The sequence below is a fragment of the Streptomyces sp. NWU339 genome, from assembly GCF_003143855.1.
Classification (GTDB): Bacteria; Actinomycetota; Actinomycetes; order Streptomycetales; family Streptomycetaceae; genus Streptomyces.
This window is the reverse complement of record NZ_QFRK01000030.1, coordinates 63,959-86,348: the sequence shown is the minus strand read 5'-3', so window position 1 is coordinate 86,348 and position 22,390 is coordinate 63,959. Positions and strand designations below refer to the sequence as shown.

The 22,390-nt window shown below is 70.6% G+C and carries 22 protein-coding genes and 2 pseudogenes; 9 read left to right on the top strand and 15 right to left on the bottom strand.

What is annotated here, in order from left to right; translation table 11 throughout:
* Positions 1-4: 4 nt before the first annotated feature.
* The 4 genes from chvE to DIZ27_RS28985 form a co-directional block, all read right to left on the bottom strand.
* Positions 5-1,117: a multiple monosaccharide ABC transporter substrate-binding protein gene (chvE, locus tag DIZ27_RS29000; RefSeq protein WP_181383735.1), complete on the bottom strand. Its 1,113-nt coding sequence runs from the start codon at positions 1,115-1,117 to the stop codon at positions 5-7.
* Between the two features lie 159 nt (positions 1,118-1,276).
* A complete protein-coding gene (locus DIZ27_RS28995) occupies positions 1,277-2,245 on the bottom strand; it encodes a hypothetical protein (RefSeq protein WP_109381412.1) in 969 nt (322 codons plus the stop codon).
* Between the two features lie 208 nt (positions 2,246-2,453).
* Positions 2,454-3,506, bottom strand: coding sequence for a zinc-binding dehydrogenase (locus DIZ27_RS28990; protein WP_109381411.1), 1,053 nt, complete (start codon positions 3,504-3,506; stop codon positions 2,454-2,456).
* Positions 3,503-4,666, bottom strand: coding sequence for a mandelate racemase/muconate lactonizing enzyme family protein (locus DIZ27_RS28985; protein ID WP_109381410.1), 1,164 nt, complete (start codon positions 4,664-4,666; stop codon positions 3,503-3,505). Before DIZ27_RS28985 ends, DIZ27_RS28990 begins: the two co-directional genes overlap by 4 nt.
* Positions 4,667-4,914: 248 nt before the next feature.
* Between DIZ27_RS28985 and DIZ27_RS28975 the strand changes: the two genes are divergently transcribed.
* Positions 4,915-5,715, top strand: a complete 801-nt coding sequence (locus DIZ27_RS28975) for a hypothetical protein (protein ID WP_181383734.1) — start codon at positions 4,915-4,917, stop codon at positions 5,713-5,715.
* Between the two features lie 300 nt (positions 5,716-6,015).
* Here the strand turns inward: DIZ27_RS28975 and DIZ27_RS28970 are convergent, their stop codons facing one another.
* Positions 6,016-6,483 carry a MarR family winged helix-turn-helix transcriptional regulator gene (locus DIZ27_RS28970; protein WP_109381407.1) on the bottom strand — a complete coding sequence of 156 codons (468 nt, stop codon included), beginning with the start codon at positions 6,481-6,483 and terminating at the stop codon, positions 6,016-6,018.
* 90 nt (positions 6,484-6,573) lie between these two features.
* On the opposite strand from DIZ27_RS28970, the gene DIZ27_RS28965 reads away from it, so the two are divergent.
* Together DIZ27_RS28965 and DIZ27_RS28960 are read left to right on the top strand one after the other, a co-directional pair.
* Positions 6,574-7,596 carry an NADP-dependent oxidoreductase gene (locus DIZ27_RS28965; protein ID WP_109381406.1) on the top strand — a complete coding sequence of 341 codons (1,023 nt, stop codon included), beginning with the start codon at positions 6,574-6,576 and terminating at the stop codon, positions 7,594-7,596.
* A gap of 48 nt (positions 7,597-7,644) precedes the next feature.
* Positions 7,645-8,433 carry an EI24 domain-containing protein gene (locus DIZ27_RS28960; protein ID WP_109381405.1) on the top strand — a complete coding sequence of 263 codons (789 nt, stop codon included), beginning with the start codon at positions 7,645-7,647 and terminating at the stop codon, positions 8,431-8,433.
* 262 nt (positions 8,434-8,695) lie between these two features.
* Here DIZ27_RS28960 and DIZ27_RS28955 read toward each other — a convergent pair whose 3' ends face one another.
* Together DIZ27_RS28955 and DIZ27_RS28950 are read right to left on the bottom strand one after the other, a co-directional pair.
* Positions 8,696-9,679, bottom strand: a complete 984-nt coding sequence (locus DIZ27_RS28955; protein ID WP_109381404.1) for an aldose epimerase family protein — start codon at positions 9,677-9,679, stop codon at positions 8,696-8,698.
* A gap of 15 nt (positions 9,680-9,694) precedes the next feature.
* On the bottom strand, positions 9,695-10,627 hold the full coding sequence (locus DIZ27_RS28950) for an SGNH/GDSL hydrolase family protein (protein ID WP_109381403.1): 933 nt from the start codon (positions 10,625-10,627) through the stop codon (positions 9,695-9,697).
* Positions 10,628-10,920: 293 nt separating this feature from the next.
* On the opposite strand from DIZ27_RS28950, the gene DIZ27_RS28945 reads away from it, so the two are divergent.
* Positions 10,921-11,415, top strand: a complete 495-nt coding sequence (locus DIZ27_RS28945) for a DUF3145 domain-containing protein (RefSeq protein WP_109381402.1) — start codon at positions 10,921-10,923, stop codon at positions 11,413-11,415.
* Positions 11,416-11,510: 95 nt separating this feature from the next.
* Here DIZ27_RS28945 and DIZ27_RS28940 read toward each other — a convergent pair whose 3' ends face one another.
* The 5 genes from DIZ27_RS28940 to fasR all read right to left on the bottom strand — a co-directional run bounded on the left by DIZ27_RS28940 (position 11,511) and on the right by fasR (position 16,486).
* Positions 11,511-12,782 (bottom strand): beta-ketoacyl synthase, encoded by a 1,272-nt coding sequence (locus tag DIZ27_RS28940; protein WP_109381401.1) that lies wholly within the window; start codon positions 12,780-12,782, stop codon positions 11,511-11,513.
* A 113-nt stretch (positions 12,783-12,895) separates the two neighbouring features.
* Positions 12,896-13,144 (bottom strand): acyl carrier protein, encoded by a 249-nt coding sequence (locus tag DIZ27_RS28935; RefSeq protein ID WP_004988657.1) that lies wholly within the window; start codon positions 13,142-13,144, stop codon positions 12,896-12,898.
* Positions 13,145-13,246: 102 nt separating this feature from the next.
* Positions 13,247-14,248: a ketoacyl-ACP synthase III gene (locus tag DIZ27_RS28930; RefSeq protein ID WP_109381400.1), complete on the bottom strand. Its 1,002-nt coding sequence runs from the start codon at positions 14,246-14,248 to the stop codon at positions 13,247-13,249.
* Between the two features lie 22 nt (positions 14,249-14,270).
* On the bottom strand, positions 14,271-15,191 hold the full coding sequence (locus DIZ27_RS28925) for an ACP S-malonyltransferase (RefSeq protein ID WP_109381399.1): 921 nt from the start codon (positions 15,189-15,191) through the stop codon (positions 14,271-14,273).
* 89 nt (positions 15,192-15,280) lie between these two features.
* Positions 15,281-16,486: a fatty acid biosynthesis transcriptional regulator FasR gene (gene fasR, locus DIZ27_RS28920; RefSeq protein WP_109381398.1), complete on the bottom strand. Its 1,206-nt coding sequence runs from the start codon at positions 16,484-16,486 to the stop codon at positions 15,281-15,283.
* 74 nt (positions 16,487-16,560) lie between these two features.
* On the opposite strand from fasR, the gene DIZ27_RS28915 reads away from it, so the two are divergent.
* Positions 16,561-17,217, top strand: a complete 657-nt coding sequence (locus DIZ27_RS28915) for a pirin family protein (protein WP_109381397.1) — start codon at positions 16,561-16,563, stop codon at positions 17,215-17,217.
* Positions 17,218-17,371: 154 nt separating this feature from the next.
* On the opposite strand, the gene DIZ27_RS28910 is transcribed toward DIZ27_RS28915, so the two are convergent.
* Together DIZ27_RS28910 and DIZ27_RS28905 are read right to left on the bottom strand one after the other, a co-directional pair.
* Positions 17,372-17,623 (bottom strand): DUF397 domain-containing protein, encoded by a 252-nt coding sequence (locus tag DIZ27_RS28910; protein ID WP_109381396.1) that lies wholly within the window; start codon positions 17,621-17,623, stop codon positions 17,372-17,374.
* Positions 17,624-17,639: 16 nt separating this feature from the next.
* Positions 17,640-17,933 (bottom strand): annotated as a pseudogene (locus tag DIZ27_RS28905) (Scr1 family TA system antitoxin-like transcriptional regulator); the annotation flags it as partial.
* Here DIZ27_RS28905 and DIZ27_RS28900 point away from each other — a divergent pair.
* Positions 17,896-18,249, top strand: a complete 354-nt coding sequence (locus DIZ27_RS28900) for an ATP-binding protein (protein WP_109381395.1) — start codon at positions 17,896-17,898, stop codon at positions 18,247-18,249. The pseudogene DIZ27_RS28905 and the gene DIZ27_RS28900 sit on opposite strands and share 38 nt — an antisense overlap.
* Positions 18,250-18,334: 85 nt before the next feature.
* Here the strand turns inward: DIZ27_RS28900 and DIZ27_RS28895 are convergent, their stop codons facing one another.
* Positions 18,335-19,906: a S8 family peptidase gene (locus DIZ27_RS28895; RefSeq protein ID WP_109381394.1), complete on the bottom strand. Its 1,572-nt coding sequence runs from the start codon at positions 19,904-19,906 to the stop codon at positions 18,335-18,337.
* Between the two features lie 800 nt (positions 19,907-20,706).
* On the opposite strand from DIZ27_RS28895, the pseudogene DIZ27_RS47485 reads away from it, so the two are divergent.
* From DIZ27_RS47485 to DIZ27_RS28880, 3 genes and pseudogenes are all read left to right on the top strand, one after another.
* Positions 20,707-20,989, top strand: a pseudogene (locus DIZ27_RS47485) (monooxygenase); the annotation flags it as partial.
* A 398-nt stretch (positions 20,990-21,387) separates the two neighbouring features.
* The gene (locus DIZ27_RS47480) at positions 21,388-21,891 is read left to right on the top strand and encodes a hypothetical protein (protein ID WP_258308586.1); all 504 of its coding nucleotides are present in this window, start codon (positions 21,388-21,390) and stop codon (positions 21,889-21,891) included.
* A 101-nt stretch (positions 21,892-21,992) separates the two neighbouring features.
* Complete coding sequence (locus DIZ27_RS28880) at positions 21,993-22,382, top strand: hypothetical protein (RefSeq protein WP_109381393.1); 390 nt, start codon at positions 21,993-21,995, stop codon at positions 22,380-22,382.
* Positions 22,383-22,390: the final 8 nt, after the last annotated feature.

Genomic DNA, 22,390 nt, shown 5'->3' with positions numbered 1-22,390 from the left:
GCGGTTACTTGAGGTCGCTCTCCTTGATGTAGCCGGAGTCGACGACGACCTCCCGGTAGTTCTCCTTGTCCACGGCGACCGGCTCCAGCAGGTAGGCCGGCACGACCTTCGCCCCGTTGTCGTAGGTCTTGGTGTCGTTGACCTCGGGCTCCTTGTCGTCGAGCAGCGCGTCGACCATGTTCGTGGCGACCTTGGCAAGCTCCCGGGTGTCCTTGTAGACGGTCATCGACTGCTGGTCGGCGATGATCGACTTCACCGAGGCGACCTCGGCGTCCTGGCCGGTGACGATCGGCAGCGGCTTGCTCTTGGAGCCGTAGTCGTCCGACTTCAGGGCGGACAGGATGCCGATGGAGATGCCGTCGTAGGGGGAGAGGACCGCGTCGACCCGCCCGCTCTTGTAGGACGAGGTCAGGATGTCGTCCATGCGCTTCTGGGCGGTGCCGCCGTCCCAGCGCAGGGTGGTGACCTGGTTGAGTTCGGTCTGGCCGGAGCGGACGACGAGCTGCTTCTTGTCGATGTACGGCTTCAGGACGTTCATCGCGCCCTGGAAGAAGTAGCGGGTGTTGTTGTCGTCGTTGGAGCCGGCGAACAGCTCGATGTTGAACGGCCCCTTCTCGCTGCCGTCCTTCAGGCCGAGCTTGTCCAGGATGTAGGTGCCCTGGAGCTCGCCCACCTTCTCGTTGTCGAACGAGGCGTAGTAGCCGACGTTCTCGGTGCCGAGGATCAGGCGGTCGTAGGAGATCACCGGGATGTCGGCGTCCTTGGCCTGCTGCAGCACGTTGTTCAGCGACTTGTTGTCGATGGCCGCGACGATCAGCGCCTTCACGCCCTGCGTGATCAGGTTCTCGACCTGCGCGACCTGCTGGTCCGGGTCGTCCTCGCCGTAGACCAGCTTGGTCTTGTAGCCCTTGGACTGCAGGTCCTTCTCGACGTTTTTGCCGTCGGCGATCCAGCGCTCGGAGGACTTGGTCGGCATCGCGATGCCGATGGTCGCCCCCTCGGATCCTCCCTTGTCCTCCTCGCTGCCGCCCTCGCTGTTCTGGCCGCAGGCGGACAGGGTGAGGGCGAGCGAGGCGGCGGTGGCCACGGCGGCGAGGGCGGCTCTGCGGTTACGCATGATCATCATCCTTGAGGTGTGTGCCGGGGCGGTGACGTGCGGGCCGGTACAGAGGTGCGACGTCGCTTCCGGGGCAGGGTGTCTGACGAGAACCGAGAAAGGGGTGTGTGGGATTGTGCGCGACTGTGTCTACTTCTGTGAAGTCGAGTTTCCGGAACGTTATGACGGGGCGTCAAACCGGCGCAGAGCGCCCGGAAGCCGCGAACCGAGGGGCGCCATGTCGCCGTCCGCGCCGTGGCGGGCGAGCAGGTCCAGGGCGAGCCGGCCGCGCCGCACCCGCTCCTTCGCGGTGGCCAGGGTGAGTTCCCGCATGTGGTGCCCGTACGGATAGATCCCGGGGGCCTTGGCCAGGCCGAACTTCAGGTACAGCGGCGCGCCGCGCCGGATCAGCTCCGCGACCTCGTACATCCGCACGTAGCCGCCGAGGTCGTCGGGGGCCTCGATGTACATGTCCATCGGAGTGGCCGAAACCCGCCGTATCTCGGTGAGGTGATCGAGCGTCAGGTCGCTCGGCACGTTGATCGAGTCGGCGCCGAGCCGCTCGTACACCGCGTACGAGGCCGGGTTCACCGGTCCGACGAGTGCCGAGACCTTCAGTGTGGTGTCGGCCGGGATGAGGCCGGCCGTCCGCGCCCGGTGCAGCGTCCACAGCACGCCCTCGTCGGCGACGAGCAGGCACTTCACGCCCGACTCCGTTGCCCGCACGGCGTCCTCGACGCACCCGGCGACCGCGTCGTGGCCCCGGGCGCGCAGTCCGGCGCCGTGCGAGTCGGTGCGGGTGGAGCCGCCGATGTCCCAGGTGCCGCGCGGGCCGGTGAACAGGCAGAGCTCGATGTCCCGTTCGGCCGTGGCGTCGACCATCTCGGTGAGTTCGGCGTCGGTCAGCATCCACACGCCGCTGCCCTGGCTGATCCGGTGGATCGGCACGTCCAGCCGGGAGGCCTCCTTCAGGACCACCGCCAGCGCCTCGGGCCCCTCGCAGGAGGGGACCTCGGTGCGCCAGCGGCCCCCGCCGGGGAAGGAGTGCGGCGAGGCGTCGGCGGGGTCGGGGGCGGGAGCGCCGAGGCCGAGCGCGGCGAGCGCCTGCTCACCCGGCCTGCGGGGTGCCTTGGCGGAAGCGTCGGTCACAAGATGTCCTTTTGTTCGGTGGGCCGGACGAGGTTCGCGGCCCGGGGTGAGGCGGGTTTCTGCGGTGACGAGGGGAGGGACGAGAAGGACGACAAGGGTGGGAGGGAAGGGAGGGGAGGGAGGGACGAGAGGGGCGGAGGAGGGGCGGGCCGGGTGTGGGGCCGTCAGGTCGCCCCCTCGCCCGGCCCGTCCCCGGCGGCTGTCGGGCTCACGGGCGCAGCAGGACCTTGCCCACTGCGGGATCGCTCGACCCCACCAGCTCGATGGCCCGGGAGAACTCGGCCAGCGGCAGTTCGTGGGTGACCAGGGGCAGCGGATCGAGCAGCCCGGCGGCGAACACCCGCACCGTGTGCGCCCAGGCGTCAGGCGCCGCCCCGAAGACGGTGTGCACCTCCAACTGCCGTACCACCAGATCCGTCGGGTCCAGCCCGTCCGCACCCGGCGCCGGGATGCCCGTCAGGACGAGCCGGCCGCCGCGCCGGAGCAGCGCGGCCGCCGTGCGGGCCGCGTCGGCGGACCCGGCGGTCTCGATCACCACGTCGAAGTCGTCCGGGAGTTGCCGGTCCTTCGTACGGAAGTCGGTGGCGCCGTACCGCCGGGACAGCGCCTCGCGGTCGCCCCGGCTGCCGACGACGAGCAGTTCGGCCGGGGAGTTCGCGCGCAGGAACTGCACCGCGAACATACCGAGGGTGCCCGTACCGACCACGGCGACCCGCTCGCCGGGCACGGCGTTCGCCTTGAGCACGGCGGCGGCGATGCAGGCCGCCGGCTCCAGCAGTGCCGCCGCGGTGAGGTCGGCGTCGTCCGGCAGGACGTGCAGCAGGCGGGCCGGGAGGGTCAGCGTGGCGGCCATCGCCCCCGGCCGGGTGAACCCGGTCTCCTCGTACCCCGCCGAGCACAGCGTCGTCTCACCGGCGTGACAGCGGTCGCACACCTGGCAGTTGCGGAAGCCCTCACCGACGACCTTGCGACCGGTGAGCGAGACCGGCACTCCCGCGCCCACCCTCAGCACGGTCCCGGACCACTCGTGGCCCGGGGTGAGCGGGTAACGCACGTACCCCTCGGGCCGGTTGCCCTGGTACACCTCGCGGTCGCTGCCGCAGATGCCGGTCGCGTGCACGCCGACCAGCGCCTCGCCGGGGCCGGGTTCGCGCGGCTCGTGCGCGACGAGGCGGTGCGCGCCGGGGCCCTCGACGACGACGGCGAGCGAGTCGGCGGCGACGGGGGCGGCCGCGGCGGGCCCGCCCGGGTGCGCGGTCACTTCGTGCCCTTGGGCCTGCGCTGCTCCCAGCCCTCGGCCCACAGGTCGAACCGGGCCTGCTGCTGCGGGAATTCGGCCGCCGCGTCGACGTCCAGCTCCACCCCGAGCCCGGGGGTGTCGGAGAGGTGGAAGCAGCCGTCCTGGGGGTCCACCTGCGGGGCGCCCTTGACGACCTTCTTGATCTCCGCGTCCGCGAAGTCGTTGAAGTGCTCCAGGACCTTGAAGTTCGGCGAGGTGAAACCGACCTGGAGGGAGGCGGCGGTGAGCACCGGACCGCCGACGTTGTGCGGCGCGACCAGCATGTAGTGCGTCTCGGCGGTCGCCGCGAGCTTGCGCGTCTCCCAGATGCCGCCGATGTGGCCGACGTCCGGCTGGAGGATGTCGACGGCCTGGCTCTCGAACAGCTCACGGAACTCGATGCGGTCGTGGATGCGTTCACCCGTGGCGAGCGGGATGTCGACCTTGGCGGCGACCTTCTCCAGCGCCTTGAGGTTCTCCGGCGGCACCGGCTCCTCCAGCCAGGCCGGGTCGAACGGCGCGAGTTCCCTGGCGAGACGGACGGCGGTGGCGGGGGAGAAGCGGCCGTGCATCTCCAGCATCAGCTCGGTCTCGGGACCGACGGCGTCGCGGACCGCCTCGATGAGGGAGACCGCGTACAGGCTCTGCCGGTGGTCGAGTTCGAAGTGACCGGTGCCGAACGGGTCGATCTTCAGGGCCCGGTAGCCGCGCTCCACCACCGCCTGCGCCGCCTTGTGGTACGCCTCCGGGGTGCGCTCGGTGGTGTACCAGCCGTTGGCGTAGGCCTTGACCCTGTCGGTCACCTTTCCGCCGAGCAGCTGCCACACGGGCACGCCGAGGGCCTTGCCCTTGATGTCCCAGCAGGCCATCTCGACGACGGCGATGCCGGACATCACGATCTCGCCAGCGCGGCCGAAGTCGCCGTACTTCATGCGGCGGACCAGGTCCTCCACGGCGAAGGGGTCGCTGCCGAGGATGTGGTTGGCCTCCGCCTCCCTCAAGTAGCCCAGCAGGGCGTCGGTGTGACCCAGCATCCGGGTCTCGCCGATCCCCGTGAGCCCCTCGTCGGTGTGCACCTGGACGTACGTCAGGTTGCGCCACGGAGTCCCGACCACGTGTGTGCTGATTCCGGTGATACGCACGGCGGTTGCCCCTCGCTGCGTTGTGGACCCTGTTCTCGCCAGTGTCGTCGGTTTCGTTGATGGGTGTTCGATATTTCGACACACGTTCGAAATGTTGGCGTGACAGTAAGGACGGGGTGGCGGGGGTGTCAATGGGTCGCGCGCACAACGGTTTCTGCGCTTTCGAAACCATTGGGCAAAGGTCCCTACCAAACCTTCACACCTCGCCCTATCGACCGAACGCGAGCGGAACCTAGTCTTCCCCCGTCATGGACTATTGCCACCCGTGCCGACGGCACCTCAACGGCGCCCTCGCCTGCCCGGGGTGCGGCACCCCTGTCGAGACCCTCCGCGCCCGCCCGGAGGCCTCCGCCACCCCGCAGGCGGCGTACGAGGAGGACGTACCGGAGCCGGAACCGGAGCCGACGCCGCACGCGGAGCCGGAACCCGCCGAAGGCACGCGGCGGACGGCCGTCGAGGCCGACGACCCCGCGAGTCCGGAGGCGGACGACGAGGGGCCCATGGCAGGGGCGAGCCGCCGGGACCGCAAGGCCGCGGCACACCGCAGGCGACGGCGCAGGTCGCTGCTGATCGCGGCGGGATTCCTCCTGGCCGCAGGCGCGTTGAGCCTCGCGGAGCTGGGGATGGACGCACCGGGATCGAAGCCCGAGCCGGCGGCGGCCGGGGACGAGACGCCGGCCGGCGGATCGGCGGAGGCCGAGTCGGCGCCACCGCCCGGCGGCGCCCCGGGTACGGGCGCGTCCGTGAACTCCCCGTCCCCCAGCGGCTCCGGCTCACCGTCGGCCTCGGGGCCGCCGACGGACGGGGAGTCGGCGGAGGCGGAGGAAGAAGAGGAGACGGAGGCGGGGGCGGAGGGGGAGGCCGAGGAGGCCGTCCGGCCGCCGGCGCCCGAGGGCACGTCACCGGCCGACCCGACCACGGCGCCGCCGCAGCAGTCCCCGCCGCAGCCGGACGTCCCGGAGCCCGCCCCGACCACCACGGAACCCGAACCGGAACCGGAGCCCGAACCCTCGAAGACGTGCGACCGCTTCCTGTGGTGGTGCACCTGACGGCCCCGGCCCGGACTCGGACCGGGGGCAGGTGGAGCTGTCGACCAGGCCCCAGGGCCCGTCCGGCGGACCATGCCGCAGACGCGCGGGCCGGCACGCCCTCCCCCAAGCTCTTCGAGCAGGGACCCCAGCGGCGTTGTCGTCACTCTCCTCCACTCTCGACTTCCCCCCACTCTCGACTTCGCTCGAGCGGGAGGGACCCCCTGAGCGGGAGGGACCCCCACGAGCGGGAGAGGCCCCATCGCCCCCGCTCACCCGCGCCGATGAGGCGCCGTCGCTTTCTGATCCGCCGGACAGGCCCTACGCCTCGTGTGTGCCGGTGTCCCGGTCGGCTTCCAGCATCGTCCGCAGCGTGTCCCGCAGGGCCAGGCGTTCCTGTTCCGTGAGGGCGGCCAGGGGCTCGCGGGCGAAGCGCAGTGACTCCCGCATGCTGCGGGCCACCCTGCGCCCCTCCGCCGTCGCCGCCGCCAGCTTCACCCGGCGGTCGGCCGGGTCCGGGCGGCGCTCCGCCAGTCCGCGCGACTCCAGACGGTCGACGATGCCGGTGACGTTCGACGGCTCGCACTTCAGACGGTGGGCGAGCTTCCGCATCGGCAGGGGCTCCAGGGAGAGCAGGCTCAGCAGCCGGGCCTGCGCGCCGGTGAGCGCGTGGCCGGCCGCCGCCTCCTCGTACTCCTCGTGGTAGCGGGCCACGACCGAGCCGATGAGTTCGACGACCTCCAGGGTCAGGGCGTCGGGGCGGCTGGGGGAACTGGATGCGGCGGCCATACCCCCAGGGTACCCACATGCTTGACATCCTGAAATATTCAGCGGCATGGTTGTTTCAGGTTCTGAAACACCTCGAGGAGGCCCCACCCCATGTCCGACACCCCCACGCTCCCCACCACCGGCCGCGAGTGGCAGCTGCTCAGCCGGCCCGTCGGATGGCCGAAGCCCGAGGACTTCGCCCTGGTCGAGGCCGAGGTCCCGGCACCCGGTGCGGGCCGGGTGCTGGTGCGGAACAAGTACCTCTCCGTCGATCCGTACATGAGGGGAAGGATGTCGGCCGCCAAGTCCTATGTGGCGCCGTACGAGCTGGGCAAGGTCATGCAGGGCGGTGCCGTCGGCGAGGTCGTCGCCTCGGAGGCCGAGGGGATCGCCGTCGGCGACCACGTCCTGCACTTCTTCGGCTGGCGCGAGTACGCCGTCGTGGCCGCGGAGAACGCCGTCAAGGTGGACCCCGACGCCGCGCCGCTGTCGGCGTACCTGGGCGTGCTGGGGATGACCGGGCTCACCGCCTACGCGGGCCTGCTGCGCACCGCCGCCTTCAAGGAGGGCGACTGCGTCTTCGTGTCCGGTGCCGCGGGCGCCGTCGGCAGCCAGGTCGGGCAGATCGCGAAGCTCAAGGGCGCTTCTCGGGTCGTCGGCTCCGCCGGATCCGACGAGAAGGTCAAGCTCCTCGTCGAGGAGTACGGCTTCGACGCCGCCTTCAACTACAAGAACGGCCCCGTGGGCGAGCAGCTGCGCGCCGCCGCCCCGGACGGGATCGACGTCTACTTCGACAACGTGGGCGGCGACCACCTGGAGGCGGCGATCGGGTCGCTCAACCGGGGCGGCCGGATCACCGTCTGCGGGATGATCTCCGTCTACAACAACACCGAGCCCGCGCCCGGCCCGAGGAACCTGGCCCGGCTCATCCAGACCCGCGGCCGCATCGAGGGTTTCCTGGTCAACGACCACCACGACCTCCAGCCGCAGTTCGTCCAGGAGGTCGGGGCCTGGGTGCGCTCCGGCGAGCTCAAGTACCGGGAGACCGTCGTCGAGGGCATCGAGAACAACCTCGAGGCGTTCCTCGGGGTGCTGCGCGGCGACAACACCGGGAAGATGATCGTCAAGCTCTGACGGCGACCGGCCCACGACGCGCCGCAGAGGGGCCCCTATAGTGCCCTCATGCGCGATCTTGGGGTGGGATTCCGATATCTCCTGAAGGGCCAGCGCTGGGTGGCCCGGCACGGCAAGCAGTACGGCTTCGGCCTGGTGCCGGGACTGATCACACTGGTGCTGTACGCGGCGGCGCTGGTCGCGCTGGCCCTGTGGGGAGCCGATTTCGTCGGCTGGGCGACACCGTTCGCCGACGACTGGTCCAGCCCCTGGCTCGGCCTGTTCCGCGGGTTCCTCACCGTCGTCCTGTTCGCGCTCGGACTGCTGCTGTCCGTCATCACCTTCACCGCGGTGACGCTGCTCATCGGCCAGCCCTTCTACGAGAGCCTCTCCGAGAAGGTCGACCGGGACGTCTCGCCCGACGGCACCGCCCCCGAGTCCGGGCTGACGCTGGGGCGGGAGCTGTGGATATCCGGCCGGGACAGCCTCCGTATCGTCGTACGCGCCCTTGTCTGGGCGGTGCTGCTCTTCGCCCTCGGGTTCATCCCCTTCCTCGGGCAGACCGTCGTACCGGTGATCGGCTTCATGGTCACCGGGTTCTTCCTCACCGAGGAGCTGACGGCGGTGGCCCTCCAGCGACGCGAGGTCGAACTGCGGGAGCGGCTCGCCCTGCTGAGGGCCCGCAAGACCCTGGTCTGGGGCTTCGGGACGCCGCTCGGGCTGGCCTTCCTCGTCCCGTTCGTCGCGGTGTTCCTGATGCCGGGCGCGGTCGCCGGTGCCACCCTCATGGCACGGGACCTGCTCGGCGAGGAAACCACCGAGGGCGGCGCCGAGGAGCCCGTGGCGCCGGCGCACTGAGACCGACGCCCACCGAGGCCGTCGACGAACCGCACCGGCGCGCTGTCGGGATCCGGCACGAAGTGACCACACGGTGTCCCTTTGTGAAGGGTTCGTACGAATTCCAGACCGAGTGCTCGATCACGGACCGCGGGGTCATCGCGGCGATTAACGTCTGATGCGGGGTATCACCCGCCGGCCGGGGGTAGTCCTCGTATGAGCAGCCCCGGTCCGGGACCCTGACCCCGGACCGGGGCTCACGCACGCCGCCCCGGATCCGGACCTACCGCACGGAGAAGCCGTACACCGTCTCCGAGCGGAACACCTCGCCCGGCCGCAGGACCGTGCTCGGGGAGTCGGGCCGGTTCGGGGAGTCGGGGAAGTGCTGGGTCTCCAGTGCGACGCCGGCCCCGGGAGCGAAGGGCTCCCCGATGAGGTCGGCGGTGTAGAGCTGCATCCCGGGCTCGGTGGTCGCCACCGTCAGCACCCGCCCGGACGACGGGTCGTACAGCTCGGCGACCTCCACCGGCGTCGGCGTCACCCCCTTGTCGAGCACGAGATTGTGGTCGTACCCGGTGCCCGTCCTGCGCCCCTCGCGGAAGTCGAAGCGGGTGCCGGTGACGTCCCGGAGTCCGCCGGTCGGGATCAGGTCCGCGTCGACCGGGGTGAACCGGGAGGCGGCGCACCGCAGTTCGTGCCCGGCCGCGCTGCCGGCACCGGCACCGGCACCGGTCAGGTTCCAGTACGAGTGGTTCGTCGGGTTGAGGACCGTCGGCGCGTCCGTCACCGCCTCGTACACGATCCCCAGCGCGCCCCGCTCGTCCAGCGTGTACGTCACCGACATCTCCAGGCGGCCCGGGAAGCCCTCCTCGCCGTCCGCGGAGACCCGGCTGAGGCGCAGCCCGTGCGGTACGGGCGTCGCGTCCCACACCCGCTTGTCGAAGCCCCGCTCACCGCCGTGCAGCGAGTTCGGCCCGTTGTTCCGGGCGAGCGTGTGGACGCGCCCGTCCAGCGGGAAGCGGGCACCCGCGATCCGGTTGGCGTAGCGCCCGATCAGGGCGCCCAGGTAGGGCTCCGGACGGGCGACATAGCCCTCCAGGTCGGAGAAGCCCAGCACCACGTTCCCGGGCCGCCCCTCCCGGTCCGGTACCTCCACGGTCTGCACGATCCCGCCGTACGACAGCATCCGCACCCGCGTGCCGGCCCGTTCCAGGGTCCAGCGGTGCACCGGGGTGCCGTCGGAAAGTGTGCCGAAGAGTTCGTTCATGTGCGGAACGATAGGTCACGGCTGCTTCGCTGTGACCGTGCGGTAGGCGATCTCCGCCAGTCTGGCCTGACCGTCGATGCTCGGGTGGAACCAGTCCCAGCGGCTCAACTGCGCGGTGCCGAACTCGTACTCGTACACCGCGCCGCCGTCGAAGCGGCACCGGAGGTCCTCGGCGCAGACCTCCTCCAGCACCTTGTTGTAGTCCTCCACCCGGCTCCGCACCGTCTCGCGCCGCTCCGTCGCCGCCGCGTCCAGCACATCCGGGTCGGCCAGCATCGACGGGCAGATGCCGAGCTTCCACACCTGCTTGCCCAGCTCGTCGGTCCGGCCCTGCGACCACAGCCGCTTGAGGTCCGGCACACTCGCCACATACACCTGGGCCTTGGGCAGCGCCTTGCGCAGGGTGTGCATGGCGTCCTCGAAGTCCGCGCGGAAGTCGGCCACCGGCGTCATCGCCGACGTCGTGGCCCTGCAGGCGTCGTTGGCCCCGGCCATCACCGCCACCAGCTGCGGGTCGTGCCGCACCGCCCGGGCCATCTGACCGGGCAGATCCGCCATCCGCGCCCCGGTGACCGCGTAGTTCCAGCTCCGCTCGGCCGCCCCGGCCGACCCCAGCAGCCGCACCGCGAGACTGTCGACCTGCTCACTGCTGCCCGTGGCCCACGACACCTCGGGACAGTCCGTCAGCACCGCGCACGCGTCGAAGCCGCGGGTGATGGAATCGCCCACGGCGGCCACGGAGGTGGGGCTGGTGTCCCACAGGGGTGCGGACGACGGGGACGGCGCCGCCTTCTCCGCCGGGCCGGCGGACGGAGCTGACGCGTCACCGCCGACGGCGTCGCAGCCGGCGACACCCAGCACGCCCCCCAACGCGACGGCCGCCACGGCGAGCACGGCCCGCGAGCGGCCGCCCCGCCCGATCCGTGCCCGCAGTGTCCCCTGCTCCATCCCGCCGCCTCCCCGCGCATCGTGGTCACCGTCCCCCATGCATAACAACGCGCGGGAGTTCCCGCCCGCTCGGACGGACCGGCTCACACCACTTGGGGCCTACGGCCATCCGGGGCAGACCACCCGGGAAACTGTCGTCCTGCCGGGTGAATGACGGAAGTTTCCGGGTACCAGGACGGACGGTACGTCACACTCCTTCCCCCGCCACACGGTAGCCTCGCCATCAACGTGGCTCGCCCGGCCACCCGCTGATCGGCCCGTTCCGTCCTGTCCCGCTCTGCCCGGAGGTTCCGGTGACGACACGTGGAGTCCTGTACGTGCACTCCGCGCCGCGTGCGCTGTGCCCACACGTCGAGTGGGCCGTCGCGGGGGTGCTCGGCGTGCGCGTCAGCCTGGACTGGACCCGCCAGCCCGCCGCGCCGGGCACCTGGCGCTCGGAGTTCTCCTGGAAGGGCCAGGCCGGCACCGCCTCCAAACTCGCCTCCGCGCTGCGCGGCTGGCAGTTGCTGCGCTTCGAGGTCACCTCGGAGCCCTGCCCCACCGCCGAGGGCGAGCGCTACAGCTGCACCCCCGACCTCGGCATCTTCCACGCCGTCACCGGCATGCACGGCGACATCATGATCCCCGAGGACCGGCTGCGCGCCGCCCTGGTCCGCTCCCAGCAGGGCGAGACCGACCTGGAGGCGGAGATCGCCAAGCTCCTCGGCAAGCCCTGGGACGACGAACTGGAACCCTTCCGCTACGCGGGCGAGGGCGCCCCGGTCCGCTGGCTCCACCAGGTGGTCTGACCGCTCGCCGAGACCGGCCCCCCTCACACACGCCGAAGGGCCCCACCTCGAAAGGTGGGGCCCTTCGCACGTACGCCTCGGCGTACCGGCGCCGGTCAGACCGACCGGAACGCCAGCACCACGTTGTGCCCGCCGAACCCGAACGAGTCGTTCAGCGCGGCGATACGACCCTCGGCGGGCAGCTTGCGCGCCTCGCCCCGGACGATGTCCGCGGTCGCCTCGGCCTCCGGGTCGATGGTGTCGACGTTGATGGTCGGCGGAGCCACCCGGTGGTACAGCGCGAGCACCGCCGCCACCGACTCCACGCCGCCGGCGCCACCGAGCAGGTGCCCGGTCATCGACTTGGTCGCGGAGACCGCCATGTGGTCGACGTCGTCGCCGAAGACCTTGCGCAGCGCCTTCAGCTCGGCGACGTCACCGGCCGGGGTCGAGGTGGCGTGCGCGTTGACGTGCACGATCTCGGCCGGGTCCAGGTCGGTGTTGTCCAGCAGGTTCTGCAGGGCGTGCGAGATGCCGCGGCCCTCCGGCTCCGGCTGCACGATGTCGTGGCCGTCGGCCGAGATGCCCTGGCCGACCGCCTCCGCGTAGACGCGGGCGCCGCGCGCGGCGGCGTGCTCGGCGGACTCCAGGACGACGACGCCCGCACCCTCGCCGAGGACGAAACCGTCCCGGGCGACGTCGTAGGGACGCGAGGCGCCCTCGGGGTCGTCGTTGTTCTTGGACATCGCCATCATGTTGCCGAACGCGGCGATGGGCAGCGGGTGGATCGCCGCCTCGGTGCCCCCCGCGACGACGACGTCGGCGCGGCCGGAGCGGATCATCTCGATGGCGTAGCCGATGGCCTCCGCGCCCGAGGCGCACGCCGAGACGGGGGTGTGCACGCCCGCCTGGGCGCCCACGAGCAGGCCCACGTTGGCCGACGGGCCGTTCGGCATCAGCATGGGGACGGTGTGCGGGGAGACGCGGCGGACGCCCTTCTCCTTCAGCACGTCGTACTGGTCCAGCAGGGTCGTCACGCCGCCGATGCCGGAGGCGATGACCGTGCCGAGCCGCTCCGGGGCGACGTTCGGGTCTTCACCCGCCTTGCCTTCGAAACCGGCGTCGGCCCACGCCTCCTTGGCCGCCACCAGCGCGAACTGCGCCGAGCGGTCCAGGCGGCGGGCCTGCGGACGGGGAATGGTCTCGGTGGGCTCCACGGCCACGGGGGCCGCGATGCGGACCGCCTGGTCGGCGGCCCAGTCCTGGTCCAGGGCCTTGACCCCGGAACGGCCGGCGATCAGGCCCTCCCAGGTAGAGGCCGCGTCGCCACCCAGCGGTGTGGTTGCGCCGATACCGGTGACGACCACGGTGCGATTGGTCGAGCTCATCGGAATTCTTTCTCCAACGGATACGAGGATTCGTACGGCGCCACCGCCGGGTGGCGGGGCCGGTGCCCCCGGCCCCCGGGCCTCCCCTCGGGATCAGGAAGGCCCGGCAGTGCTCAGGCCTGGTGCTTGAGGATGTACTCGGTCGCGTCGCCGACGGTCTTGAGGTTCTTGACGTCGTCGTCCGGGATCTTGACGTCGAAGCGCTCTTCGGCGGCGACGACGACCTCGACCATGGACAGCGAGTCGACGTCCAGGTCGTCGGTGAAGGACTTGTCCAGCTGGACGTCCTCAACCGGGATGCCGGCGATCTCGTTCACGATCTCCGCGAGACCGGCGACGATCTCTTCCTGAGTGGCGGCCATGATGGCGCTCCTTCGCTGTGATTCCAGAGGGTGTGGCGCCCGCCGCGTCAACGGCGGGTACTGCGGTTCCCGTGCCGGATCCGAGGATCCGGCACGGAGTGCCTAGGGGAGGGTAACGACCGTAGCGGCGTAGACGAGACCCGCCCCGAAGCCGATGACGAGCGCGGTGTCGCCGCTCTTCGCCTCGCCGGTCGCCAGAAGCCGCTCCATCGCGAGCGGAATCGAGGCGGCCGAGGTGTTGCCGGTGGTGCGGATGTCACGGGCGACCGTGACGTGCTCCGGCAGTTTCAGGGTCTTCACCATCGAGTCGATGATCCGCACATTGGCCTGGTGCGGGATGAAGACGTCCAGGTCGTCCGGCGAAAGCCCGGCGGCTTCCAGCGCCTCCTTGGCGACCTTCGCCATCTCGAACACGGCCCAGCGGAACACCGCCTGGCCTTCCTGCGTGATCGCGGGGAACTTCTCGACCTCGCCGTCGCGGTAGTCCGTCCACGGCACGGTCTGCTTGATGACCTCGGACTTGTCGCCCTCCGAGCCCCAGACCGTCGGGCCGATCGCGGGCTCCTGGGACGGGCCGACGACGACCGCGCCCGCGCCGTCACCGAACAGGAAGGCGGTGGCCCGGTCCTCCAGATCGGTCAGGTCGCTCAGCCGCTCCACGCCGATGACCAGCACGTACTCGGCCGAGCCCTCCACGACCATGCCCTTGGCCAGCGTCAGGCCGTAACCGAAGCCCGCGCAGCCCGCCGAGACGTCGAAGGCGGCGGCCTTGTCCGTGCCCAGCCGGTCGGCGATCTCGGTGGCGATGGCCGGGGTCTGACTGAAGTGCGACACGGTCGCCACGACCACGGCGCCGATCTGCCCGGCGTCGATGCCCGCGTCGGCGATCGCCTTGCCCGACGCCTCGACCGACATCGCCGCGACCGTCTCCTCCGGCGACGCCCAGTGCCGCGTCTCGATGCCGGAACGCGAGCGGATCCACTCGTCGGACGAGTCGATCGTCTCGAGGATCACCTCGTTCGGCACGACCCGGGTGGGCCGGTAGCCGCCCACACCCAGGATGCGCGCGTACGGGGCGCCCTTACTGGGCTTGATCTTCGCCATGCGGAATCTGCTCCTAAGGGCGTCAGGCGTGCTCTGCGACGAGCTCGCGGGCGGCGTCGAGGTCTGCGGGGGTCTTCAGCGCCAGCGTCTTGACGCCGGGCAGCGAACGCTTGGCGAGACCGGTCAGGGTCCCCCCGGGGCACACCTCGATCAGCGCGGTCACCCCGAGCTCCTTGAACGTCTCCATGCACAGGTCCCAGCGGACCGGGTTCGCGACCTGGCCGACCAGGCGCTGAAGCACCTCGGCGCCGGTCGCGACCGTCGCGCCGTCCTTGTTCGACACGTAGGTGACCTTCGGGTCGCCCGGGGCGAGGCCCTCGGCGGCCTTGGCCAGCGTGTCGACCGCAGGGCCCATGTGGTGAGTGTGGAAGGCACCGGCGACCTTGAGCGGGACGACCCGGCGCACACCCTCGGGCTTGTCCGCCTCCAGCGCGGCCAGCTGCTCCTTGGTGCCGGCCGCCACGATCTGGCCCGCGCCGTTGATGTTTGCCGGGGTCAGCCCCAGCTTCTCCAGGTGCGCCACGGTGACGTCCGGGTCGCCGCCGAGCAGCGCCGCCATACCGGTCTCGGTGATCGCGGCGGCGTCGGCCATGGCCAGACCCCGCTTGCGGACCAGGCTCAGCGCGGCGGAGTCGTCGAGGACACCCGCGAACGCGGCGGCGGTGATCTCACCGACACTGTGGCCGGCCACCGCGCCGGGCGCGATGTCCGCCGTCTCGCCGAGCGCCGAGGCGGACAGCAGCCCGGCCGCGACCAGCAGCGGCTGGGCGACGGCCGTGTCACGGATGGCGTCCGCGTCGGCCTCGGTGCCGTAGTGGACGAGGTCGAGTCCGATGGCCTCGGACCAGGCGGCGACGCGGTCCGCGGCGCCGGGCAGGTCGAGCCATTCGGTCAGGAATCCGGGCGTCTGAGCGCCCTGGCCGGGAGCGACGAGTACGAGCACTCTCACACTCTCTCTTGACGACGGCCGAAGCCGCCCGTGGGGACAAGGACGAAGAACACGAGGGGGTTTTGTGGGACCCCGACAAGAGACTAGAGCTGAGGATCACCGTCGACCAGACGCCCCAGGATCAGCGCGATCCTCAGCGTGAAGGCAGAGCGTACATCGGAGGGTGACCAACCGGTGACGTCCGTCACACGTCGGAGCCGGTAACGAACCGTATTCGGGTGAACGAACAGCATCCGAGCGGCCCCCTCCAGACTGCTCGCCTGCTCCAGATAGACGCTGAGCGTCTCCAGCAGCGCGGCCCCGGCCTCCTCCAGCGGTCTGTAGATCTCCTCCACCAACTGTTCGCGGGCCGCGGGATCACCGGCGATCGCCCGCTCCGGCAGCAGATCGTCGGCCAGTACCGGGCGCGGTGCGTCCTGCCAGGCCGTACACGCCTTGAGGCCCGCCGCGGCGGCCTGCGCGGACCGGGTCGCCGTCAGCAGGTCCGGCACCACCGGCCCCGCGACCACCGGCCCCTGCGCGTACGGGCCGATCAGCGACTTGGCCACGCCCAGCGGGTTGTCGCTGCCGCCCGCGATCACCACCAGCCGGTCCCCGAGCACCCCCGTCAGCACCTGCAGCTTGGCGTGCCGGGCGGCCCGCCGGATCGCCTCCACGGTCAGCTCGGAGTCACCGTCGGGCGCGGTGCCCAGCACCACGCACACATGCTCCGGCGAGTTCCACCCGAGGGCGGCGGCCCGCGACACGGCACCCTGGTCGGCCTCGCCGCTGAGCACCGCGTTCACCACCAGCGACTCCAGCCGCGCGTCCCAGGCACCCCGTGCCTCGGCGGCCTGCGCGTACACCTGGGCGGTGGCGAAGGCGATCTCCCGCGCGTACACGAGGAGCGCCTCGCGCAGCACCGCCTCGTCGCCCGGCGCCGCCACCTCGTCGATGGCGCTCTCCATGACCTCGATGGTGGTGCGCACCATCTCCACGGTCTGCCGCAGCGTGATGGCCCGGGTCAGCTCGCGCGGCGCGGTGCCGAAGACGTCGGTGGAGATGGCCTGCGGGGCGTCGGGGCGCCGGAACCACTCGGTGAAGGCGGCGATGCCCGCCTGCGCGACCAGCCCGATCCAGGAACGGTTCTCCGGGGGCATGGCCCGGTACCAGGGCAGCGTCTCGTCCATCCGCGTGATCGCCTGCGCCGCCAGGCTGCCGGACGACTTCTCCAGCCTCCTCAGCGTCGCGGCATGCGCGTGGACGGGGCGTGCTGCGGCATCGTGGGTGCTGGTTTCGGGTTCGGGCACGTGGACAAGACTGCCTTATCCGGACGGGTGAACGGACCGCCGGGTCCGCGGGGCGGGTTTACGGTGGCCTGGTGATGCACGTACGGCGCGCGCACGAGCGCTACCAGGGCGGTGATCCGGCGGCCGGGATCGAGACCCGGCACGCCTTCTCCTTCGGCCCCCACTACGACCCCGACCACCTCCGCTTCGGCCAGGTCATCGCCTGCAACGAGGAGCACCTGGCCCCCGGCGCCGGCTTCGACGAGCATCCGCACAGCCACACCGAGATCGTCACCTGGGTCGTGTCCGGCGAGCTGACCCACCGCGACTCCACCGGCCGCGAGAGCGTGGTCCGCCCCGGCGACCTGCAACGCCTGAGCGCCGCCTCCGGCGTCCGCCACATGGAACGCAACGCCGGCCCCGAGCCCCTGACCTTCCTCCAGATGTGGCTGGCCCCGCTGCAGCCGGGCGGCGACCCCTTCTACGAGATCGTCCACGGCATCGCCGACTCCACCCCGTACGCCCTCCCGGAGGCCGGCGCCATGCTCCACGTCCGCCGGCTCGCGGCGGGGGAGCGGACGGCGATCCCGGACGCCGCGTACGTGTACGCCCACGTGGTACGCGGCGACATCCGCTTGGACGGCGAGGAACTGGGCCCGGGCGACGCGGCCCGCATCACGGACGCCGAGGACATCGAAGCGGTCGCGGAGACGGCGTCGGAGCTTCTGCTGTGGGAGATGCGGGGCGCCTGACGCGGGATACCGACCGGCCCGGAGCCGGTCCGGGCGCGGGGTGGTGCAGCTGAAAAGCGTGAGCAGTCAGTGGGCAACTGTCACTTGAGCGCTCAAATGAGCGGAATGGGGGTAGCTGCGGCCGAAGGGCTCACGCTTTTTGGGGTGCGTGTGGCTAGCGCAGGCCGTCGACGAACCTCTGCCAGGCAGGGGCACCGACCGTGACGACCGGGCCGGCCGGGTTCTTGCTGTCGCGCACCGGAACGGCGCCAGCCGGGCAGCCGTCGGCGACCTCGATGCATTCGCCGCCGGTGCTTCCGCTGTACGAAGACGTACGCCAGGCGGCGCCGTCGGCGACAATGCACTCGACACAGTCGCCACCGGTGTTGCCGCTGTAACTGGACTTACGCCACTGGCTGTTCCTCAGGCTGGGAGCGGTGTCCCTAGCGTTCCTCCATCAGGCGGGCGATCAGTTCCGCCGAATCCTCCAGGGAGAGGGCGGCGGCCTGCACGCGAGCGTATCGGAGGGCTGCTTCCCTGACGGTGTCGGGATTGGCCGTCATGTGGCCGGAGATGAGGTCTTCCGTGTAGACCACATCAGGGTCGTCTTCGAAACGAAGGAAATTGAACGAACCAGCGAGGCCGGCGTGTTCACCAACCTTGTTCGGCAGCACCTGCACATGCACCCACCGGTGACCTGTGAACTCCAACAGATGGGCCAGTTGGCGCCGCATCCTGCGGCTCCACCTCAAGGGTTCGGGCCTGCTGGAGGTGGCCGACGCAGCCGAACTCGCGGTGTCGGAACTCCTCGCCAACGTCATCCGGCACGTACCCGGCCGCCGTTGCGGCATCTGCTTCCTGCTGCCCGGCGGTGTGCGGGTGGAGGTCTCCGACAGGTGTCCACGACTGCCCGTTCCGACGGCGGGGGACACGCTTGCCGAGGGCGGGCGCGGGCTGGTGATCGTGGCGGCCGTCACCGACCGGTGGGGTGTCGCCCCTCGCCCCGACGGGCGGGGCAAGACGGTGTGGTTCGAGTGCCTGGTCGATGGCTGAGGCGTACGGCGTCATCCCGGGCGAACAGAGACCCCGTCCCCGGCACGGTGGACCGTGCCGGGGACGGGGCGGGAGGGCTGGGAGGTCAGAACGTCAGGCCCCAGCTGTCGATGTAGCCGGTGTCGCCGTAGTAGCTGTCCGTGACCCGCAGCTTCCACGTGCCGTTGGCCGTCTCCGAGGAGGCGTTCACGGTGTAGGTGGTGTTGATGTTGTCCGCGGAGCCGCCGGTGCCCAACGACTTGAGGGTGTAGACCGAGCCGTCGGGCGCGACCAGCTGGACCGTCAGGTCACCTATGTAGGTGTGGACGATGTTCACCGGCACCTGCAGGGCCGACGGGGCGTTGCCGGAGACACCGGAGACGGTGATCGGGGACTCGACGGTCGTCCTGTCGCTGATCGTGTAGTTCGAGGAGTTGGTGAAGGCCGTGCCGGACGGCGGAGGGGTGGTGCCGCCGCTGCCGACGTACAGCAGGCGGTTCGGGGAGCCGGTGCCCGGGTTGCCGACGGCGCCGGAGACGGAGTTGGCGACCAGCGCTGAGGCGACCTGCGCGGGGGTGGCGGACCGGTTGTCCGCGAGGTACAGCGCCGCGGCGCCCGCGACGTGCGGGGTGGCCATCGAGGTGCCGGAGATGGAGTTGGTGGCGCTGTCGCCGGTGTGCCAGGCGGAGGTGATGGACGAGCCCGGGGCGAAGATGTCCAGGTTCGAGCCGTAGTTCGAGTAGCTGGCGCGGGCGTCCGTGTTGGTGGTGGCGCCGACGGTGATCGCCTCGGCCACCCGGGCCGGCGAGCCGGTCGCGGTGGTGGACTCGTTGCCCGCGGCGACGGCGAAGGTGACGCCGGCGGAGATGGCGTTGCGCACCGCGTTGTCCAGCGTGGTGCTGGCGCCGCCGCCGAGCGACATGTTGGCGACGGCCGGGAGGACCGCGTTGGCGGCGACCCAGTCGACGCCCTTGATCACACCGGCGGTGGTGCCGGAGCCGTTGTTGTCGAGGACCCGGACGCCGACGATGGAGGCCTTCTTGGCGACGCCGTAGGCGCTGCCCGCGACGGTGCCGGCGACGTGGGTGCCGTGGCCGTTGCCGTCCTGGGCGACGTTGTCGTTGTCGACGGCGTCGTAGCCGTTGCGGGCCCGGCCGCCGAAGTCGCTGTGGGAGATGCGCACACCGGTGTCGATGATGTACGCGGTGACGCCCTGGCCGGCCGTGTCGTCGTACGTGTACGAGCTGTTCAGCGGCAGCGCGGTCTGGTCGATGCGGTCCAGGCCCCAGGACGGCGGGTTGGTCTGCGTCGCCTGGGTGGTGACGGTGCGGTTCTGCTCGACCAGTGCGACCGACGGGTCGGCGGCCAGCTTGGCGGCCTCGGCCTCGGTGGCCTCGACGGTGTAGCCGTTGACGGCCTCGCGGAAGGTGTGCTCGACCTCGGCGCCGTACTTCTTCGCGACGCCCTTGCCCTTGGCGGAACCGGCCTTGGTGGCGGGCTTGAGGGTGACGATGTAGCTGTCCTCGACCGCGTTCGGCGCGTCCGCGTAGGCGATCGTCCCGACGGGCTCGGCGGCGTTCGCGGGGAGAGCGGTGAAGAGACCGCCGGTGAGAGCGGCCGCGGCGACGGAGCAGATTCCTACGAGCGTTCTCCGCTTGGTGTTTCGCATCACTGCCATCTGGGGTTCCTTCTCGACAGGTGGGGAGTGGGGTGGGGGGAGGTGCGCCAGGGGGCGCACGAAGCGAACACCTGTACCGGCTCTTCCTCCGGACAGGAACGAGTCAGGTGCATGCCAAACATGGACGCTGTGGCCGTGTCTGCTTTTCCCTGTCGCCAGCCGAAAGATTGAACGGTCTACGCGGATTGCACAAGAGGTTCCGTCGTCCCTTAACTTCCGTGCCACAAACGAGAAGTGACACAAGGCCACCAAACGCCCCAGACACGTTGGGTAAACGAGATCACTGTCACAGCGGGCCTCGCGGAATCGTGCCGGTGTCTTCCGGCGGCCTCTCCGAGAGTGCCCGCCGTTCACCCTCACACCCTGGAGACCTGCTGTTCGGCGCCATGTGGGGGAGGGCCAAGCTGCATTTGAGCCATTCCGGTTCACCTGGAGCCCGTGCGTGGAACTGGCGCCGTCTCGTTGCACAGGGTGTTCACATGGACCGTGACCCCCGGGGCCCATCTGCCCAGGCCGGTGATACGACCCGCGGGGCACGTTCGCGTCCGGCCTCCACGCGTTACGGTCCGGACCGGCGATTTTCGGCCATGCGCCGACCGGACGGCTCGTCTCCCCTGCTGCGGCTACCGCTTCCGAGCTCACGTCGGCCTCTCGGGCCGTCCCGACCTCGTCCGCCGAGAGCCCCGTCGAGGGCGGGCGCGGGCTGCTGCTCGTCGAGGCGGTGACCGATCGATGGGGCGTGACGCCGTCTCCCACCGGTGGTGGCAAGACCGTGTGGTTCGAGTGCGACGTGAAGCCTGGCCGCCGCCCTTGTCGCGGCCGCCGAGGCCGAGGGCGCCCTCGGCGAACCGTCGCGCGAGGCCGAGGATGCCTGGCTCGCCGCCCTGGCGAAGGACGCCCCGGCCACGAGTGGTTCCACGCCGAGTGCACCCCCGGCTACTCAACCGCGAAGGCCGCGGCCGCCCCAACGGCCCCACCGCCTACCCCCACGGCGCCTTTGCCTTCCACCAACTTCTGAAGCGCTGGCGCGAAGACTCGATGAGCGAGGTCCTCCAGCCGAGGACACCGGCTCGGGACCGGTAGGCCGACTCCGGTGAGAGGCGCCCGGCGCGGATTCCCGCGCCGGCAGCCGGGCTCCTGAGGGTCGCGCGACTCAAAGAAATTTTTAGTTCTGTGCGCAGCATCGTCCTGGAGCTCACGGTCCCGCCCCACTGCCGGTCCGGGCTGAATGCCTTGCGGGAAAGCGTGAGCAGTCAGCAGGTAAATGTCACATAGGCGCTCAAATGGTCGACGTGTGGACAATGATGGCCGAAGTGCTCACGCTTTCACATGGGTGTGTCACCTCCGGGGACGGCACCTCCCCAGGGCTCCTCCTGTTTGCGCTCCCACTCGGGCACGGGCGGGCCAGTCGGCGCACCATGATGCCGAGAAGGCCGAAAGCAAGGTCGTCTTCGACGACTACCTCACCGTAGGCTCCTGCAATGTTCTCCCTCAACACGCTGCGCCCCGCGTCATGGGGCGCGGTGCTCCTTGTTGCGATACTGCTCACCGGATGCTCGAACAGTGAGAGTTCCCCTCCTGATGCAAGGCCTGATTCTCCTGCCGTGCAGAGCAGCGCCTCAAATGCTCCGGCGCCCCCCAGAGCCAGCCCGGAACCGTCACCGGTCATCAGCTATCAGGGGAAGACGAAGATCGTCACGCTCGGCAACACGGAGGTCCGCGCCACCGTCGATGAGACCGGTGTCAAGGTCACCTGTAGCACCACCAACACCATTGACAGGACCCGCAACATAAATGTCACTGTCAGTGTCGGCAACGGGACGGACTGGGTGACGACCAACAACTTCGAGTTCCAGGACGTGGCCACAGGCCAGACAGCCTCGGAAACAACCGTCATGGGTGCGTCCTTCGAGGGTGTCCTGCCGGACGACCCGAAAATCCACATCGACTCCGTCACGTCCTACATACCTGAACCCGCCGGGTGAAACCTGGTGGCGGCCCAGAGCGGTGCCTGTGGCAGGCTGTGGGTCGTGGTCGCTTCCGGCGTTCGGTCCGTGTTGTCGGACCCTCGTCCTACGCTTCCGCCATGAGCGTCTCCCTTTACTACAGCGCGCACCGCACGACACCGCTGAGCGAGACCGAGTCGGCCTCCGTCGCGCGTGTGGTCGCCGCGCACATGGCGTCCTTCCCCTACGGCGACGAGGAATGCCTGTACCTGTACGACCGGTGTGGGGACGGGCCGGAGGAGATTGTCGCCGGGTCCACCAAGATGCCGCTCAACCCCGGTCGTCTGATGCCGGTGATCGCCCATGTGCTGGACTCCGTGACGGAGTTGCGCCGGGCAGTGCCGGACGCCGAGTGGCGCGTGCACATGGACGACCTCGACGTCCCGTGGGACGAGGCCGAGGGATACTCCCTGCCCGGGATGCGCGACGCGGACCTGATCGCGGAGCTCGCGGCGGACCACGACGGATAGTTCAGCCG

Excerpts from the sequence above, each read along its gene's own strand:
- chvE (WP_181383735.1), bottom strand. The coding sequence starts at position 1,117 with ATGCGTAACCGCAGAGCCGCCCTCGCCGCCGTGGCCACCGCCGCCTCG.
- DIZ27_RS28975 (WP_181383734.1), top strand. The coding sequence starts at position 4,915 with ATGGACTATTGCCACCCGTGCCGACGGCACCTCAACGGCGCCCTCGCC.
- DIZ27_RS28970 (WP_109381407.1), bottom strand. The coding sequence starts at position 6,483 with ATGGCCGCCGCATCCAGTTCCCCCAGCCGCCCCGACGCCCTGACCCTG.
- DIZ27_RS28965 (WP_109381406.1), top strand. The coding sequence starts at position 6,574 with ATGTCCGACACCCCCACGCTCCCCACCACCGGCCGCGAGTGGCAGCTG.
- DIZ27_RS28960 (WP_109381405.1), top strand. The coding sequence starts at position 7,645 with ATGCGCGATCTTGGGGTGGGATTCCGATATCTCCTGAAGGGCCAGCGC.
- DIZ27_RS28955 (WP_109381404.1), bottom strand. The coding sequence starts at position 9,679 with ATGAACGAACTCTTCGGCACACTTTCCGACGGCACCCCGGTGCACCGC.
- DIZ27_RS28950 (WP_109381403.1), bottom strand. The coding sequence starts at position 10,627 with ATGGAGCAGGGGACACTGCGGGCACGGATCGGGCGGGGCGGCCGCTCG.
- DIZ27_RS28940 (WP_109381401.1), bottom strand. The coding sequence starts at position 12,782 with ATGAGCTCGACCAATCGCACCGTGGTCGTCACCGGTATCGGCGCAACC.
- DIZ27_RS28935 (WP_004988657.1), bottom strand. The coding sequence starts at position 13,144 with ATGGCCGCCACTCAGGAAGAGATCGTCGCCGGTCTCGCGGAGATCGTG.
- DIZ27_RS28930 (WP_109381400.1), bottom strand. The coding sequence starts at position 14,248 with ATGGCGAAGATCAAGCCCAGTAAGGGCGCCCCGTACGCGCGCATCCTG.
- DIZ27_RS28915 (WP_109381397.1), top strand. The coding sequence starts at position 16,561 with ATGCACGTACGGCGCGCGCACGAGCGCTACCAGGGCGGTGATCCGGCG.
- DIZ27_RS28895 (WP_109381394.1), bottom strand. The coding sequence starts at position 19,906 with ATGGCAGTGATGCGAAACACCAAGCGGAGAACGCTCGTAGGAATCTGC.
- DIZ27_RS47480 (WP_258308586.1), top strand. The coding sequence starts at position 21,388 with ATGTTCTCCCTCAACACGCTGCGCCCCGCGTCATGGGGCGCGGTGCTC.
- DIZ27_RS28880 (WP_109381393.1), top strand. The coding sequence starts at position 21,993 with ATGAGCGTCTCCCTTTACTACAGCGCGCACCGCACGACACCGCTGAGC.